The following is a 17,158-nucleotide window of genomic DNA, read 5'->3' as shown; positions in this document are numbered from 1 at the left end:
TATGATGCGTGGACGGGGCGCTTTTCGTTCCTTTCCCTGCTCCGGGGCTGTCTGGGCTATCCGGGCATGGACTTACATCAAAATTCTGTCTCTTGCGGGGCGTTGCTCTGGCCTGCGGCTTTGAGGAGCGCGTCCCACTCCTTCTTCGTGATGCGTCCTTCCTTCATGGCCTTCTGCTTCATGCGGGACAGTGTGGCGGGACTGGTCCCAAGGGCTTCGGCCAGCTCCCGCTGTGTCGGGCATTGCTTGCTCCGCACCATCTCCAGCATCGCCAGCATCATACCGGATTCCGTATCCATGACGTGCCATCTGGCGGCGTTGCCCTGCGTGTCCACGGACAGGATGAAGATGGCCTTGTCTTGAATGGAAGTATCCCGCCTTCCTCTGTATTTGCGCCACTCAAGAGTAAACGCGCTTGCAGAGCTGTCGCTCTCCCCGTCGTCTTCCTGTCCGTCTTCTATAAAAGGAGGGGCGGCGGCTGCTTTGAGCAGTGCAAGGGTCTCAAAAGTCGTGGCGATACGGCTGGAGCCCCTGAACTCTTCCCCGCCCTTGTTGGTGTGGTGTACGAGGATACAGGCGGTGCCGATGCTCTTGAGACGTTGCAGGAAGTCTACGGGGCCGTTGAAGGAGCTTGCCGCGTTCTCATCCTCAAAGGCCGCGAGGGTGGAGAGATTGTCCAGAATCACAAGGTCGATTCTTTCCCGCTGGATTCGTGCCAGAAGGTTGCGACGGCTGTCGGCATCGGCAAGGTCAACGAAGTCGGCCAGTATATCGTCCTGCTGATGGCGGGCCATGAAGTGCAAGTTCTGTCCTGCCTGCTCCCTGTCGAAGCCGTCTTCCTGCTGTATCTTGCCTTGCATGAGCATGTTTGCTCTGTCGCGGATATCATCGAGCGGCATTTCTCCATCGACATAAAGGACCTTCCAGCCGCAGGGGGCAGTCTCCGCGTTGCTGTCTCTTGTGGCCTCTGGAGCTTTTTCTCTCTGTCCTCCTTCCGTTTTGCTGTCGCCTGCTCCTGTCTGCCACACGCCGAGGGCCTTCCCGCCTCCTGCGACACTCAAGGCGATATCGAGAGCGAAGAGCGATTTACCGACACCGGGGGCTGCGAAAATCATGGAGCTTTCTCCCTGCCGCAGCCACGGAATGACAAGATGGCGGCGGTGAGGGAGCTGCATCTCCATGAGCTCCCGGAGAGTACAGGTCTTGATGGGATGCCCCGGTATGGGGGGCTTGTGCGCCAAGTCTGGCATGATGTGTCCTCCTTTCAGGCCGTGCGGCAACGGCTTTTTGGGTAAAAAGACAATCTGGCTCATAGGCCAGGCCATGCTGAAAAGGTATTTTCCCGACAGCGCGGGTCCTCTTCTTCTACTTAGTGCACCATAATCATGTGAGCTCTATATGGATGGAAATATGACTTACATCATGGAGTAAAATCACATACAAGATGATTTTAGACATTGATAAATCTATGTTTTGTGGAAAACATCAAGTGAAAAAAATACTGTATATAATCAATAGTTACATAGAGTTTCTGAAAATAAAAATAGGGTAAGATGGGAAATCTGCGTCCCTTGCATGGAAAAAGAAAAAAGCTGCCTGAATATCTTTCAGACAGCTTGTTGTTCTTTGGGGAAATCTTGATATGCCTCATTTTGGCCCAGATTTCCCGTCTCCCGCGTTTTTGCCAAAAACGTGATTCGTCATCTGGAAAAAAATTTTCGAGGCATCAAAATTGAAATACGGGGCTCGTAAAAGATTTTTCCGGATGTGATATCAAGTTCTTACAGCATTATGGATGATTCAAGTCCTTGTATCACATCGCTAAAATCAATCTTCTCCAGTGCCTCCTGCAATACAGGCAGGGCGTACTGCTTTCCTTCTTCATCACGTCCGTAGTTCGCGGCGACACCTTGCTGTGCATGTCCCTGTAGCGCATCAAGGAGTTCCGGGGCAATCTGGCCGCTGTTGCGTCCTTCGCGCTTGAAGGTATGCCGGAAGGAATGGAAGTGTTTCCTGTCCCCGTTCTCCAAGTCCAGACTGGTAAGGAAGCGCCGCCACCACTGCGAAAAGGCGTTGCTGCGCTTGCCGCCGTCCTGCTTGTCCGAAAGGAGGGAGAACAGCTTGCCCGTCCCTTCCCCCTGCCGGGTGAAGTCGAGGAAGCCCAGCTCCAGCAGACGGGAATGCAGCGGGACCTTGCGGATGGAGGCTCTGTTCTTCACTCGGCGGCCTGTGGCCATCTCGGCGCGGATATGGATGAACCAGACACCGGCCTCCTGCCGCACGTCCTGCCGGTCGAGCTGGGCCAGTTCTTCTATGCGGGCACCCGTGTACAGGGCCAGCAGGACGAGCCACCTGTAGTCAAGGAGCTTGGTCTTGCTGACATAGAGCCGCCCCACAGCGCCGCAGCCGTGCGGATGGTACAGGCCGGAGCGCTGGAAAATGACGGACAAATCCTCCTTGGAGAAGGGCAGGACGGACACGTCTTCCAGCTCCGTCGTATTGCTGGCGGCCCGTACCCCGGTGCAGGGATTGACCTCCACAAGCCCGTTGTTCACGGCATAGGAGAAGACCACCTGCACGAAGGCAAGATATTTTTCGTTGATGGTACGGGCCGACAGCTTCGGGGCCTGCTGGAGATGGGGGAAGGCCCCCTTGCGGATGCGTTCCAGCACGGTCGGCATGGGCAGCTTGGCGAGGGGCGCGGGCAGGTTCTTGGGCAGGGCCAGCAGGGCGTCCTTGTAGCGGATGATGTGTTCCCGCTTCCTGTAGGCTTTGATGGGAAGGTCGCCTGCCTGCTCCATGAAGCGGCGCACGGCCAGCTGGACAGATAGGAGGCTGGAGGGGGCAAGGCTTGCTCTCTTCTCCCGGATGTAGGCTTCACAGACTTTGCTGAAACGGGGATTGTCCGGGCCTTCCTGTGTGCTGGCATCGCCGCCGGGGACAGCTCCGGCCTGTGCCGGGGACTGCCCTGTGCCGTGCGGAGGCAGCGGGGCCGTGACGAGGGCAGGCTGCCGCATGGAGGCCCACGCTTCCCCGTCCAGATGGGCCAGAAAGAGCTTCTTCACCTGCCATTCCTCGGCCAGCAACTGATGGCATATCTTCCTGAATCGGGAGCGCACAGCGGCGGCTTGCGGGCTGTCGTCTTCCCCGCTGGCGGGCGGCATGGCGTAGCCGTGGCGGGCAAGGAAGGCCTCCACCATGCCCAGCATGGGGGAGACATCCCCGTCCCGGAGGCAGAGGGGCGCGGCCTCAATGAAAAGGGACGCATCCCTGCGGAGCTGTTCCTTGTAGCGGGCGCTGGGAGGGAAGAACAGGGGCGGCTCTTTGGGCGTATAGGACGGGCCTTCCAGCTCTTGCATAAGTTCCTGCTGCTCCTGCCATTCCTTGCGGGCCTGTGCTTCATCTTCGACGGGAGGCGTGTTCAGGGCCTCCAGAGCGGCCTTGAGGGATTCGTCAGGATAGAGGGCCAGCAGGCGTTCCTGCTCCTGTTCGTCCATCTCGGCAAAAGGACGCAGCGGCGCGGTGGCGGGAGAGGGCGCGGCAAGAGCGGCGATGGCCGCAGCCGGGGCAAGGGCCTGCTCCTTCTGTTCGGCAAGGCGGCGGCGATGCTCGCGGAACTCTTGGTCTAGCTGGATGGCACGCAGGCGGGCGTTCTCCAGCGCCTGATGGAAGTCCCGTGTCTTGAGGGAGAAGGTCAGCTCTTTCTTGGGGTAGTAGACAGGCAGGAGGTCTTGCGGGACACGCAGCCGGAAGTAGTAGGTGCGTCCCCGCAGGAAAGGAGTGGGTGTCTTGAATGACAAAGCGCTCATACCTCCGGTGTGTAGCATGTTTGTGTAGCAACCGAAAGTATAAGCGCTTATTTTTCTTGTATATTCTATTATTACAATGCGTTATAATAGAATGGCGGAGAGGGTGGGAGCCAATTGTATTACTCAATATATTGAAATAATTGGATTACACTTCCCCGGGAAAAGCTGCTGTACCACCGCTGGTACCACCGGACTTCCTATCACGATTTTCTTGTCATAGAAGGGCATTCGCGCTTTTTGGGGATTCGCCCGACACCGCCAGACGTTCCCTGCGCTTTTGAAGTATCTCTTTGAAGAGGAAAGGCGTCAAGGTCTGTCTCGTGCCTTTCCTCTGCTTTAGGTTGCTTATTGCCGTTCCGACATGGCCCCACGAAGAATCGTCAGGGCGGCAAGAACGATATCTACGATCACGACAGGGTTCATACTCTGCTCCTTTGCATTTACAAGGTTAAGGTGAGCAGGCCGAATAAGGCCTTCGGTAGTTCTTCGACAGTGCGGATGACGGCTGACTTTAAGAACAGGTTCGTCACGGCGCGGGCGTCGATACCAATACCGCAGACCTCAATACCGAGCCGTTCTGCAGTGTCGATAACGTCCATTGCCGTCCTGAAATCGTCAGGGCTGCCATCGGTGAGAACGATAAGCAATTTACGGCGTTCCCTCTGTCTGAGCAGCTCGCGCAAGGCGTAGAGCATGGCCTCCGCCATGGGTGTACTGCCGTGGGCGGTCACAAGACAGGCATCGGAGATACGCTCTCCGGGACGAAACACAGGGCACACGGACGTATTGTCATCTGTGGCAGGGAAGGCGGTAAGGGCTACCCGGACGCCCTGGATACGCGACAGGGCAGAGGCTACGACATAGCATGACGCACAGGCTGTCTTGAGCTTATGTGCCATGGAACAGGAGCAGTCCAGCAGGATATGGACAGTCGTATCCAGACCCCTGATTTCAGCCTGCTGCCTGAATACCTGTGCGCTACCTGTCGCCAGACGATGCAGCAGGTGGCCGTCGAGCCTTCCGCTACGGCTTGCCCGACTACGACGCAACACTCTGGTTTGCAGTCGGGCTCCCAAGCGTGTCTGGAGAGCATTGCTCACCCGTTTACAGGCTGCCAGCTGTGCAGGATCCAATCTGTGGAGAGGGCAGCGCTGTTCTACGAGCATAGCCGTGTGCGGACGGCAATTCTTCGATTGCTTCAGGCAGGCTTCGAGTTGTTTTGCGATGCGTTCTCCTTCATCAGCGGGCAAGCCTGTGCTTTCTCCGTCCAGAGCTTCCGCCAGCGCCTCCTGTGGCGTGGGAGATGCTTTGCTGTGACCGGAAACTTCGCTTTTTTGATTCTCGCCAGCCGGTTGATCTTCATTTTCTTGCAGTGCCCCCTCTGCTTGTCGCTGCTTTTCCCGCTTGTTCCTTTTGGGGGATGTCGGCTGCCCGGACTGCGCGGGAGCAATAATAGCGGCCGAGTTCGTCTGCGATGGGAGTGGGGCGTTTATTTCAGGTGGTTCCTCCTGTTGTGTGGGGGAGTGCAAATAGCCGCGCAAAAGGATTGCCGCCTCTCTGGCAAGGGAAAGGCAGTCGCGGGTGCTTCGGCAGTCCGTGACTCTGCTGATGAGTGAGGTGAACCCGCCCAGCAGGTTGGGATAATGGTTTTCGACGATCTGTCCCAACAGACAGACTGATCCCCGCAAGACGGGTAGGGAGAGAGCCCTGACAGAGTACAGGACATAGTCCAGCAAGGCGACCAGTGGTTGTGCCGCATAGTTCTCTAGCTCCTCCCGAGAGAAGGGAGTCGCGAACAGATGCCGTATCAGCCAGAGAAAGTCCTGGCGACAGCCGGGATAACGTTCTGCCATGCGCTGCTCGACCCGGTAATCTTCAAAATAGTTGAAGAGACGCTGTTCCAGTGCTGTGAGTGCCTTTGCCCGCAGGTCGACAAAATCCGTGTATCGGATATGTCCGGCCTCATGGCTGATGTACCCCCGCACCAGCCCCAGCTCTGTTTCATCGCCTTCAACACTAAGTTTGGGCAGGAATATGGAAGTTCCATCCGTCCAGGCTGTGCTGTGTTCACCGATGCTGACTTTCACGCCCAGTGAATCCCCTAGTATGGAGGCCACAACTGGCAGGGCCGACATGATATGTTTGGTTTCTGCTTGCATGGTGTCACCACAGGCCGCCGGAATTGAGGCACGCGGGTGTGACCGGTACCACTGTTTGCTTGTTCGGAGAGAAGGCGGAGACGATAGTGTTCAAGGTTCGCTGTGCATTGGACGTATTTTGCATGGCCTCTGCCTGCTTGAGCAGCGCTTGCTTGTCCTTGAGCAGGCAGACAAGGCCTTGCAGGTTCAGCAGCGATTGGCCAGCAATGTACTTGCCTTTGTTCGGTACGCCTCCCAACACCGTATCCATGATGCTGATTACGGGCATGGCGTGGGGAGAAACGAAACTCAGCCCCTTGAGCTTCTCCCGCAGCGTCAGCAGCGGAGACAGGGCTTTATGCGTGACTTCTGTCTTCCCTTCGTAGACCCGAGTCCAGATGTCGGCCGCATCTTTGGCGATCTCGGAGAAGAGCTTGTTTCCCAGGTCGGAGAGACTTTCGTCCAGCGTCGAATCCACCTCAGACGATTTGACACGGAAGAGCTGCCAGGCAAACGTGAGCCTTTGAGCGACATAGTCTGCCGAGACCGTGCTGCTGGCGAGAAATTCCCGCCATACCTCATACTTGCTTATCCACTCCGCGATGAGGCGGTCATAGTTTTGCAGGAACAGGGTCTTTTCGGTATAAAATTCATCTTTGATGGCCTTCAAACCGTCGAGGATGCCGTCAACCTTGGTTGAAGGCACGGCCCAGCCACCGAGAAAGCGGACAGCGTGCCTGTCAAGAAGAGAAACGGCTCTGGCCTTGAGCCTGCTGAACACAGCCATATGGGCCGGATCACAGATTTTCTTGAAGCCCAGACTGGCAAGAGCGGAAGGCGGCAGCTGGTTTTCACTGTCAAAATCGGAGGCCGTGAGTTTGCGGCAAGCAGACCAGATGGTCGTGTCGAGGTTGAGGACATACAGCTTGTCGAGGGCGTCAGGGGGTGTGAGGGTGATGATGTCGTTGGGCATGGAATATGACCTTACGGTTGCTGGTTAGTGAGATGCGGGGAAATATTTTCGTGCGAGTTCGTGCAGTACGGCTTTGTCAGAAGCGGAGGCGCGGGAGGCCAGGGCCCTGTCCAATGCATGTATGATAGGGCTGATGCCCTGCGCCGAAAGCGGGTGGTACGCCAGAGTCAGCCCTGCCCAGCGCAGCAGTGTGCGTGTGGACAGGGTGATAGAGAGCGCGTCGGGACCGCTGTCCGTCCCCATGAATTGCTTGCGGATGTCATTGGCGTAGCTGACCATAGCGATGACAAGCTCCTGGGGCAGGTGCGGGAAACGTTGCTGGAGCAGCGCTACTTCGGTATCGGCTTCGGGATAGCCCATTTCGATCAGCATAAATCTGTCCATGAAAGCCAGATTCAGTCGCAGCACGCCCTGGTACAAACCGGTGTCATCACTCCCGCCATTGCTGTTTGCCGTAGCGATGAAGCGACACATGGGGTGGGGCTTGACGAGTTCGCCGTTGTTTTCGGCGATACACAGTGGCGCGCCGTCCAGGATCGTATTCAGTCCGGCCAGTGTGGCGGGAGAGCAAAGATCGATTTCATTGAACAGCAGTAGTCCCCCCTGCCGCAGAGCCAGGGTGAGCGGTCCGTCAACAAAGCACATTGAGCCATTCTGTACGGACAGATGACCTATGAGGTCAGAGCTTTCCAGACGCTCGTGGCCGTTGACTTCGAAAACAGGATAGTTGAGACGCGCCGCTATCTGGCGTACGGCACTGGATTTGCCACAGCCAGTGGGACCACTGATCCAGAGTGGGTCGGGGTGTTCCATCAGAAACCAGAGAACAAGGTCCCTTCCTGACGTAGGGTTGAACGAATACTGCGAATCCAGGGCCGGAGTATAAGCTGTAGGGGCGTCATACCCTCTGATTTTCGTCCCCGATGCTTTGCCGGAAAAAACAAGGCCGGCGTCAAAGTCCGTGATTTTTGCCATGAGCGTGCTCCCATAAGAAAAAGGCTCGCCGTGCGGGACACGACGAGCCTTCGGTAAAGATGAAAAAAGCCGGTCTTATTTACCGGCGTGGTGTCTTGGCTTTCTGAATGACAGGCTGCGTTTTACATCGAGCCGGAACGGGTTATCCCGGTAGTCGCCGCTTGCCTCTATGTCATCGATTTCTTCGCCGATGCGTAGGAATCGGAAGGCCTCCATTTCCAGCGAATCCAGAAAATATTCCACATATTCGATCTCAGGTTTGTCCAGAGACCAGGAGACGTCGTTCCAGAGGAAAACCTCGGCGCCATCTTTGGTCTTGTAGCACTCCGCGCTATTGAACAGGGCAAGGATCTGGACATTTTCTTCCTTTTCCTTGCTCAGGTGAGACAGCTTTCTCGTCAAACTGCCGGCAGCGGCCCTGTTCAGGCACAAGGCCACATTCGAGGAGTAATCCATATCAGTTCCCGTATTAGGCGTCAGTTATTGTGTTGGAGAAGGGCAGCAGCATAAGGCGCTTGCCGGGGGCCCCCTGCTTCTCATGCTTTGCAAAGAGCGCCGGTACGTCCAGAGCGATTCCCTGATCCCGCATCAGACTGGAGAGTTCGTTGGCCAGCCCGTGTTTATCCAGAGTACGTCGGCCAGCCAGAGGAACGACTTTGAAGCGGTGTTTTCCGGCTATGACCCAATCTCCCTGAGCGTCCGCCCGGGCATACCATTCTTTCATATCGGACTCTGCCTCCTTGATACGTTCATCCAGCGCAGTGCGGTCTGTTTTCCAGTCAACCAGCTTTTGCAGGCGTTGCTCCAGTTCAGGATGCTCAGGACCGGCGAATTTGGGGCAGGTCACAGCATGATCGCAGCAGGAGCAGAGGGGATGAAAGCCCTCAGCCACAGGCAATCTGTCAACAGGATGAGGGAGAAGGCCGTACATCTGCACCGCCATATCAAGGATCGCAGTCTTCATAGTCTTGTTGTAGTGATAAGGGCCGAAGCCTTTGCCGTCGGTCATAGTCAGGGCCAGAAGCCAGGCCTCGACATTTACCTTGCGGATGTTGTCCGGGAAAGATTCCCCCCAGAGTCTGGCGACCACTTCAGGGAAAGACAGCCCCGTGAAAACCGGTGTGCCCTGTTCGTCCCGCAGACTGAACACATGCCTGTTGTAGTAGGCATGGAACAGCGCGATCTGTCCGTAGGCCTGAAGTTCATGGTTGGCGTAAACATGTTCGGGCAGGGCTGTCATACTTTTCACTTCAAGGATACGGATGGTTGGCGTCGGGGAAGAAGACACCAGCACAAGATCAAGATGCGCCTTGATGGGGACGCCCTTGTAGGTCACAGCTATTTCAAGCTGGCGCAGAGGGGACAGGCCTGTGGCTTCCAGAGCGGAAGCTATGCCGTCTTCATACCAGTGTCCCCGCTGAAGCGTCAGTGTCTTGGTAAAATTCGCTGTTCCGGGCTGCTGTTTTTGCAGGACAGCTTTACGAGGGCAGACGCTGAAGGCGGCGATGTCGGACAACCCCACATAGCGCTTCCTGTCTCCCAGCTGGGCCTGTGTCGTCTTTGCAGCATGGAGCCGCAAGCCATTGTGCAGAAGGGACATCAACGCCAGGGGGCGTTGCGAGTTAGTTTCTTTCATACAGACTCCTCACAGCGAACAGCTCTGGGCGCTGTCCTGATTTTCAATGTCCGCGTATCTCCACCAGCACCGCTGCTTGTTGTCCCATCGGAAGCCCGCCTTCTGGAGAAGGACTTTCTTTTCCATTGTTCCGCCGACAGCGACAACATATGTTCGGCCCTCGGAGCTCGTGGCCGTGCTGTAGCTGACCCCATCGAGCTTTGGCAAAGATGCCAGGAGAGAACGTGCTTTCTTGGGGCCGGGCGTTACGTTTGGCGCTTGTCGATTCTCCGGACAGGATGCGGCATTGCCGTCATCATCTTCTGTAATAATGCCCAATATGGCGCAGAGGGCATAACGCCTTGCGTAGGTAATGGCACTGCCCAGGCCTTGGGGATCCGCCTTGGGCAGAGGGACAATGGCAGTGCTGGTAAGATATTCACCGGTATCCACATGAGTGAGTCGCGTTTCGAGAGCAAGGACGTTCTGACCAAGTTCTACAGGCTGGACGACAGGCATCTGGGTAAGCAGGATTCCGTGGCTGATAAGCAACTCACGGCAGCTTGCCATGACACTGTTGAGGGTGGCGTAACGGGTGGCATGATACGGATTTTTGCCATCTTTTGCTGCGGGTTGCAGCGCCTGCTGGACGCAGAGAAGAGCCGATGCAAGGCTGGAAGACTGATTTGTGGCAGTATGCATAAGAAGCCTCCTAACATGCTTTTTTCTATACCCTTATAACAAGTGCCAAGGCTTTTTTTGACTGCTGGCTGCTTTTATCCATGCAATCTTTTTGCGAGGCTTACGTTCTGTATGCAGAAGAAAAAGGAGTTCCTTTCTGAAATTTTGGAAAAGAGGAGGCCAATATTTCTGCATCAAGAAAAAAACACGAGGTGACTTATGCAAAATAGTGATAAGATTAGAGTTATTGGTGCAGGTCTTCCGATCGAGACTCATGCGGCGCTGCGTGATGTGTTGGACAGAAAGCTCTACGGCATGGGGCCGTCGGCTTTTTACAGAAGAGTGACGGAGATGCTGCTCAAGCTTGATGACAAGGCTTTGTATGCCATTTTTAATGATCCTGATTACCTGGCAAATACGCTGAACGAGTCGGTGCGATGACTCAGGCAACCTGCACGAGCGAGTCTGTTTTCGTCCAGAAAACAGAGAATGGCATTGCGCCGGTGCTGCACACTGGCGAGTGCCCGGCGCAATGGAAAGAGCGACTCATGGCCGCATTCGGGGTGAAAGACGAGCCTGCGGCGACGTATTTGCTTCATTGCTTGTCAAGAACAGCCAGAGGAAAACGCTCGGATTTGCTGTTCAATGCCTGCATTGCCGCCATCCGGGAGCTTAGGCCAGGCAACAGCCTTGAGCGCATGCTTGTGGTGCAGATGTGTCTTGCCAATGAGTACGCAGTGAATGCCTTGAGCAGTAGTGACACGGCTGTGTTTACGGAAGACAAGGAACGGCTTTCGGCTATAGCAGCCAAGATGATGCGTCTGTACCTGCAACAGTTTGAGGTACTTCGACGCTACCGCAACGCCGGAAGGCAGAACATCCAGGTCACACACGTCTACGCCGATCAGGACATTGTTGGAGATGTCGTCCAGGGGGGAAATAAAAATGGCTGAATCAACGCCCAAAGGCGGTGCGCCGTACGGGAATCGGAATAGTTTCAAGCACGGGATGTATAGGCGGCAGGAAATGGCAGCCGCAAAGGAGCGGGGACGATTTTATCGCGACTGCGGCAGGCTGTTGAAAGAGATACGTAAGGCTGTAGTGGAAGGACGAAAATTGCCATAAGGAGCAACGTAATTGAGTGCATAGGCTCCCAAAAAACTTCAACAAAGTAAAGGTTCGTTTCCCACTCTGTGGCAAGTTGGGTATTTTGATATTCCTGTGCTTCTTTCCCCTCCGGCTATTGAAAGTGCTCATGGATAATACTTTTTCAACCACAGTACGCGGGAAGCATAACCTATTGGCCTCCGTTCCGGCATTTGTAGCAGATTCCGACAAGAACAGTACGCTGTGAAAGCTGTCTGCTGCCGCCTCTTCTTTTTTGTTTGAAGAGGGCAGTAGCGGCTTGATTCGTTCCCATAGCTCATCAGGCACATCACGAAAATCTGCATGCTTCATGGGACAAGCTTACCTCACTTTTCAAAATCAAAAAGCGTGTCGGACATTCTCCTAGCCAACTGGATGGACATATGCATGATTACAATGAATGTCCTCTCTTTCTCCAAGAGAATTCATCCGTTCTCAGAGAATCTGAAGCAGTCCGTTTTACAGAGAAAACTTCATGTTAGTAATATAGGTTCAAGCCTGAGCCAAAGGTCTTCAGAGATGTCATAGTAGCATATTTCTCAAACGTAACATTGTGAAAATATTAACCAGTCTAGCTTCTCTCTTAGAGAAAAGGATGTGCAGTAACATCTTAGTATCTTTATAGACAAAAGTATGCTACCTGTAGCGCATGAAGATCCCCCTCAAAAATACTTTATCCTCCTGTTGTCCAGAAGTGTCCTTGCCATTGGAAAGATGCTTGGCAAAAACATGGGGTTTCCCGGAACGCCGACTGGCAGGTCGTACAGTGGAAGCACATTGCCGTATTGCTGGTGCTGTAGCTGTAGAGTTGTGTGCTCGCTTGGAGGCCATCCTGCCGGGGCTGCTGCCCCAGGGGGCGGCCCTGCCTGCTCTGCTCCATGATGTGGGCAAGATCTGTCCTCCTTTCCAGCTACGTCTGTACGAGGCGGTCAACGGGCCGGATGTCCGGCAGCGTATGCCGGAGCTGGCCCATGCGGACACGGCACTGGAGAGGACTGTGGGCGGCCATGCTGCCGTAAGCAGTGCCTGCCTCACCGGGATGGGGGCCCCGATATCTCTGGCCCGCATCGTGGGCGCCCATCACGGCAGACGGGTCCGAGCTATCGCGGAGGACGCTGCCGTTGCCGGCGGGACGGCCTGGATGGAGGTGCGCCGCGAGCTGTGCCGCCGTCTCCTGGGCGAACAGCCAGGCTGGCCCTGCTTCGATGGCCTGTGGGAGCGCGTGGTCTGTGGCCTGACGGTCACGGCTGACTGGATCGCTTCCGGGCCGCTCTTTGATGCCCCCGGGGAAGACTGGGTCCCTCTGGTCGAGCGCGCCGTGGACGAGGCCGGCTTCTGCTGGCCCGGTATCCGGCCGGATCTGTCCTTTGAAGATATCTTTTCTTTCTCTCCGCGTCCGGCACAGCGTGCCCTGTATGAAGCCATCACCGGTCCGGGTGTCTTCATCCTCGAAGCCCCTATGGGGCTGGGCAAGACAGAAGCCGCCCTCTATGCGGCCTACCGGCTATTGGAGCAGGGCAAGAGCAGCGGCATCTATTTCGCTTTACCCACACAGCTGACGTCCAACCGTATCCATAAAAGGGTCGATGCCTTCCTGTCCCGCATCCTGGAGAACAGGCAGGGGGCCCTGCTGCTGCACGGCATGGCTTGGCTGGAACGTTTCCGGCAACAGCGCATGGGACAGGATGCCGCACCGAACCGTTCGTGGTTTGAGCAGGGCAAACGGGGCATACTGGCACCGTTTGCGGTCGGGACCATCGACCAGGCGTTGTTCTCTGTCATGAATGTTCGGCACGGAGCCCTGCGTACCTTCGGGCTGGCAGGGAAGACTGTCATCCTGGACGAGGTGCACAGTTACGATGCCTATACCGGGACCATACTGGATGCCCTGGTGGCGCAATTGCGAGCCATTGGCTGTACCGTCATCATCCTGAGCGCCACCCTCACGGCCAGGCGGCGTGCAGCCCTGATGGCCGGAGATACCGCATCCACCGCCTATCCCTTAATTAGTGCCGCTCCTGTCGGGGACGGAGCTCGGGAAATCGCCTGTGATGCGGGGGCTCATGGGGATGTGATCGTGACGCATGCCACGGATGATGCGGCACTGGAAGAGGCCCTGGAGCGGGCAGAGCAGGGGGAGCGGATCCTCTGGATAGAGAACACTGTGGCTGAGGCGCAGGAGCATTTCCGTCTGCTGGCTGCGCGGGCCTCCTCCGTGCCCGGCCTGTCCGTGGGGCTACTGCATTCTCGTTTCACCCCGGTAGACAGGGCACGGAACGAGGATTGCTGGGCGTCCTTCTTCCATCCGCAGGCGGAGGGGCGCGGGCAGCAGGGCGGTATCGTGGTCGGTACGCAGGTGGTGGAGCAATCGCTTGATTTGGACGCGGACTTCCTCATCACCCGTTTTTGTCCCACGGATATGCTGTTGCAGCGCCTGGGGCGCTTGTGGCGGCATGGGGGGCAGGTACGGCGCCCTGCATCGGCCCGACATACCGTCTGCCTCCTGCATCCGTCGCTGGAAGAGGCCACAGCGTCTCCCCGGTGGGCCTTCGGCACTTCGGGCCGTGTATATGCTCCCTATGTTTTATTCCGTAGTTTGGAACGATGGCATGACAAAGTATCCCTGCAGCTCCCTGGAGAGATTCGTCCTCTGTTGGAAGCTACCTATGCTGATCGAGAGGAGAAAGAGCCGTCGGTTGTGAAAGCCTGGCGGGAGCTGTGCCAGGTCAGGGAGCAGTTGCAGCGGCAGGCTCTGCTCACCCAGGCGGATACCGTCGTGACCGGTGAGGACAGCGAGGTACGTACTCGCTGGCAGGAGCAGGAAGATGTTTCTGTGGTGCTGTACCGGCACTGGGATGCGGGTCGTCGCCGTCTGGTGCTGGCGGACGGAAGCGAAGTGTTTCTGATCCTGCCGCAGGGCGGTTCGGATCGGGAGGAACGCCTCGCTTGCTGGCAAAAACGGCAGGAAGTCGCCGTGGCTCTGGCCGGCAATACCATTCGAGTGACTGCTTCACATGCACCGGAACGAGATGCCCCCTCATGGCTGGCCCCTTGGATGCAGAAGGGGATACGGGCCGCATGGTTGGCGGAGGATGGTTGTGTCCTGCATGAGGATGGAGTGCCGCTGGCACATCCTGCCCGCTATGATGCCCGATTGGGTTATGTCGTGAAATGAGGAGTATTATGGACGGGAAACGACGATTCAATCTGACGGATGAACCCTGGATTCCTGTAGCTTCAGGGCGTATCAGCCTGCGCGAGGTCTTCAGTAGACCGGACGTGAGGGGCTTGGGCGGGAACCCGCTGGAAAAGATTGCCCTGCTCAAGCTCTTGCAGGCCGTGGCCCAGGCGGCGCGGACGCCCCGGGATGATGCAGAATGGGCACAGCTCGGTACCGAGGGGCTGGCTGAGGCCTGCCTTGCCTATCTGGAAAAGTGGCATGAAGCCTTCTGGCTGTACGGCCCCGCCCCCTTCCTCCAGGTCCCTGCGGTGGCGAGGGCAAAATTGTTGCCTTATGGCAGTCTGTTGCCGGATGTGGCCACGGGCAATACGTCGGTCCTGTTCCAGTCCCAGAAAGAACAGCCCCTGGACGATGCGCAAAAGGCCCTGCTCTTGCTGGTGAACATGTCCTGCTGCTTCAGCGGCAAGAAGGTGGACAAGTCCGTGGCGCTTTCCCCCGGCCTCACCAAGGGGGCCAGCGGCAAGGCGGGTCCGGCGCTTTGTGCCCTGGGATTGCTCCATTCCTTCCTGATGGGGCGTTCCCTGCGGGAGACGGTCTGGCTCAACCTGCTGACGCAGGAACAGGTGGCGCAGGACATCTATCAGGATGGTGTGGGCGTCCCGCCGTGGGAAGTCATGCCGCAGGGCGAAGTGGATGATGTCGCCACAGCGCTCACGCGCAGCCTCATGGGCCGTCTGGTGCCCCTGGCCCGCTTCTGTTTGCTGGAGGAAGAAGGCATCCATTGCGTGGAGGGCATCCAGCACCCGGACTATCTCCAGGGCGGCATGGTGGATCCCAGCGTGACGGGGGACCGCTCCGCCAAAAAGCCCCGGATGATCTGGGCAGACCCGCAGAAGCGCCCCTGGCGTCAGCTGACTTCCCTGCTGGGCTTTTTGCGGCATGAGCAGGCCGCCGCCATGCGCTGCCTGCAATTGTCCTGGTGCCTTCCCCGTCTGGCTTCCGGCCCTCTGGAAGAAATCACCATCTGGGCCGGGGGTATCCGGGTGCGCAGCAATGCCGGTGAACAGTATCTGAGCGGCTCGGACGATGTAGTGGAATCGGAAGTCTCCTTGCCGGTCGCCTGTCTTGGGGATGGCGAGGAGAGCTCATGGTTCCTGTCCTTCCAAAAGGGCATGGAGGATGTGGAGAACCTGGGTAAGACGGTCTATGCCGCTGTGGCAGGCTACTACAGGGAAGAGAAGGCGGAGTCCGCTGAGGGCTGGGCCGCGCGTGCGTCGCTGGATTTCTGGCAGCAGGCGGAAGGCTTTTTCCCCACTCTGGTAGAGGCGTGCGCCCAGGATGGCCCCGATGCCCGGGAAGCGGTCGTACGCCGTCTGCGTGGCTGTGTGCTGGAATGCTATTCCCGGGCCTGCCCGCAGGAAACGGCCCGGCAGCTGGCGCTCTGGGCGCGTCATCGCCCTTTTTCGGGATAACGCCTGTTTCAGGAAAGGATAGTGATCTATGGAAAACAAGGAACTGACACGGTCGCAGCGTTTCGTGGCCGCCGTCCTGGCGAGGTGCCGGGAGGACAAGGGCTTTGCCGCACGTCTGCGTCGGGCCGACAACCCTGATACGGAGCATTATGCCTACGGCTTGCTGGTGGCGTTCGGCATCGCTCTGGAGCGTGACGGGGAACGCCGTGCCCATGCCCTCATCGGAGCCAGTCTGAGCCGCGGCAAACGGGAACAGGACGGTACGCTCGGTCTGGGCGAGGCCCTGCGGCGCTGCGTGGAGAGTGAGGAGCAAGGGGAAGCACGCCTGCGGCGGATGCTGGCCTGCCGCAGTCAGGAGGAGGCCTGCCGCATGCTGCGGCCGTTGCTGGCGCTCATCGCCTCACGGGACATGCCATTGTGCCATGCCCGGCTGCTGGACGACCTGCTGGCCTTCCATTTCGATGATGCCCGGCGGCGTATCTGCCTGCGCTGGGCCCAGGAGTTCTACGGCAAGCCTGTTCCCGCGGAACCCGTCCCGGGTGGGGAGGAGGGCGCATGCGACATCTGAGCCGTTATCTGCTGAGCGCTGCCGATAGGCGGGCATTGCGCTGGACGGACAGCTATTCCCTGCACCGTATCGTGTATGACCTGTTCGAAGACATGCGGGGCGACGACAGGCAACGCGGCAGCGGTATCCTATTCGCGGACAAGGGCGTGCGTCAGGGCGTGAGCCGGGTCATCATCCTCTCGGACCGTCTGCCGCGTACGCCGCATCGGGGCGTACTGGAGACGCACCCCTTGCCCGAGAGTTTCCTGCAGGCGGCCTCCTATCAGTTCGAGGTCGTCGTGAACCCTGTCTGGCGCGACAGCCGCAGCGGCAGGATCATGCCCGTGCGCGGGCGTGATGCCATCGCTGCCTGGTTCTGTGACCATGCCCCCCGCTGGGGGTTCGAGGTACATGCGGCATCCCTGCAGGTGACGGACGTCCAGGTGGACCGCTTCAGCAAGGGCACGGGGATGGCGACAATCGCGCGGGCTACGTTGACGGGCAGCCTGCGGGTCAGGGAGCGCGAGGCCTTCGTCCGTGCCGCCTGTCAGGGCATCGGCAGGGCCCGGGCCTTCGGCTGCGGCCTTTTGCAGATAGTCCCCTGCCTGTGACCATAACGAA

General features: G+C 57.7%; 14 protein-coding genes. 6 read left to right on the top strand and 8 right to left on the bottom strand.

Annotated features, from left to right (window positions below):
* Window positions 1-77: 77 nt before the first annotated feature.
* The 8 genes from ACQRAG_RS02580 to ACQRAG_RS02545 form a co-directional block, all read right to left on the bottom strand.
* Window positions 78-1,313: an AAA family ATPase gene (locus ACQRAG_RS02580; RefSeq protein ID WP_427803862.1), complete on the bottom strand. Its 1,236-nt coding sequence runs from the start codon at window positions 1,311-1,313 to the stop codon at window positions 78-80.
* Between the two features lie 468 nt (window positions 1,314-1,781).
* Window positions 1,782-3,809 carry a DUF6538 domain-containing protein gene (locus tag ACQRAG_RS02575; RefSeq protein WP_427803863.1) on the bottom strand — a complete coding sequence of 676 codons (2,028 nt, stop codon included), beginning with the start codon at window positions 3,807-3,809 and terminating at the stop codon, window positions 1,782-1,784.
* Window positions 3,810-4,249: 440 nt separating this feature from the next.
* Window positions 4,250-5,968: a cobaltochelatase CobT-related protein gene (locus tag ACQRAG_RS02570; protein WP_427803864.1), complete on the bottom strand. Its 1,719-nt coding sequence runs from the start codon at window positions 5,966-5,968 to the stop codon at window positions 4,250-4,252.
* 4 nt (window positions 5,969-5,972) lie between these two features.
* Window positions 5,973-6,920 (bottom strand): DUF3150 domain-containing protein, encoded by a 948-nt coding sequence (locus ACQRAG_RS02565; RefSeq protein WP_204626531.1) that lies wholly within the window; start codon window positions 6,918-6,920, stop codon window positions 5,973-5,975.
* A 24-nt stretch (window positions 6,921-6,944) separates the two neighbouring features.
* Window positions 6,945-7,895, bottom strand: a complete 951-nt coding sequence (locus ACQRAG_RS02560; RefSeq protein WP_427803865.1) for an AAA family ATPase — start codon at window positions 7,893-7,895, stop codon at window positions 6,945-6,947.
* A gap of 75 nt (window positions 7,896-7,970) precedes the next feature.
* Window positions 7,971-8,351: a hypothetical protein gene (locus ACQRAG_RS02555; protein WP_427803866.1), complete on the bottom strand. Its 381-nt coding sequence runs from the start codon at window positions 8,349-8,351 to the stop codon at window positions 7,971-7,973.
* Window positions 8,352-8,364: 13 nt separating this feature from the next.
* Complete coding sequence (locus ACQRAG_RS02550) at window positions 8,365-9,531, bottom strand: hypothetical protein (protein ID WP_427803867.1); 1,167 nt, start codon at window positions 9,529-9,531, stop codon at window positions 8,365-8,367.
* Between the two features lie 9 nt (window positions 9,532-9,540).
* Complete coding sequence (locus ACQRAG_RS02545) at window positions 9,541-10,212, bottom strand: ERF family protein (RefSeq protein WP_427803868.1); 672 nt, start codon at window positions 10,210-10,212, stop codon at window positions 9,541-9,543.
* 198 nt (window positions 10,213-10,410) lie between these two features.
* On the opposite strand from ACQRAG_RS02545, the gene ACQRAG_RS02540 reads away from it, so the two are divergent.
* The 6 genes from ACQRAG_RS02540 (at window position 10,411) to cas6e (ending at window position 17,148) form a co-directional block, all read left to right on the top strand.
* Complete coding sequence (locus ACQRAG_RS02540; protein ID WP_427803869.1) at window positions 10,411-10,632, top strand: hypothetical protein; 222 nt, start codon at window positions 10,411-10,413, stop codon at window positions 10,630-10,632.
* Window positions 10,629-11,144, top strand: coding sequence for a hypothetical protein (locus ACQRAG_RS02535; RefSeq protein ID WP_427803870.1), 516 nt, complete (start codon window positions 10,629-10,631; stop codon window positions 11,142-11,144). Before ACQRAG_RS02540 ends, ACQRAG_RS02535 begins: the two co-directional genes overlap by 4 nt.
* 1,001 nt (window positions 11,145-12,145) lie before the next feature.
* Complete coding sequence (gene cas3 / locus ACQRAG_RS02530; protein WP_427803871.1) at window positions 12,146-14,512, top strand: CRISPR-associated helicase Cas3'; 2,367 nt, start codon at window positions 12,146-12,148, stop codon at window positions 14,510-14,512.
* A gap of 8 nt (window positions 14,513-14,520) precedes the next feature.
* Window positions 14,521-15,990: a type I-E CRISPR-associated protein Cse1/CasA gene (gene casA, locus ACQRAG_RS02525; protein WP_427803872.1), complete on the top strand. Its 1,470-nt coding sequence runs from the start codon at window positions 14,521-14,523 to the stop codon at window positions 15,988-15,990.
* A 28-nt stretch (window positions 15,991-16,018) separates the two neighbouring features.
* Entirely contained in the window at window positions 16,019-16,558 is a 540-nt protein-coding gene (gene casB, locus ACQRAG_RS02520; RefSeq protein WP_304050830.1) for a type I-E CRISPR-associated protein Cse2/CasB, read from the top strand.
* Window positions 16,546-17,148, top strand: coding sequence for a type I-E CRISPR-associated protein Cas6/Cse3/CasE (gene cas6e, locus ACQRAG_RS02515; protein WP_427803873.1), 603 nt, complete (start codon window positions 16,546-16,548; stop codon window positions 17,146-17,148). Before casB ends, cas6e begins: the two co-directional genes overlap by 13 nt.
* The last annotated feature ends 10 nt before the right edge of the window (window positions 17,149-17,158 follow it).

The sequence above is a fragment of the Desulfovibrio sp. SGI.230 genome (genome assembly GCF_050313065.1).
In the GTDB taxonomy this organism is placed as follows: domain Bacteria; phylum Desulfobacterota; class Desulfovibrionia; order Desulfovibrionales; family Desulfovibrionaceae; genus Desulfovibrio.
Note: the sequence above shows the minus strand (reverse complement) of the source record. Positions and strands in the feature narration are given on the sequence as shown.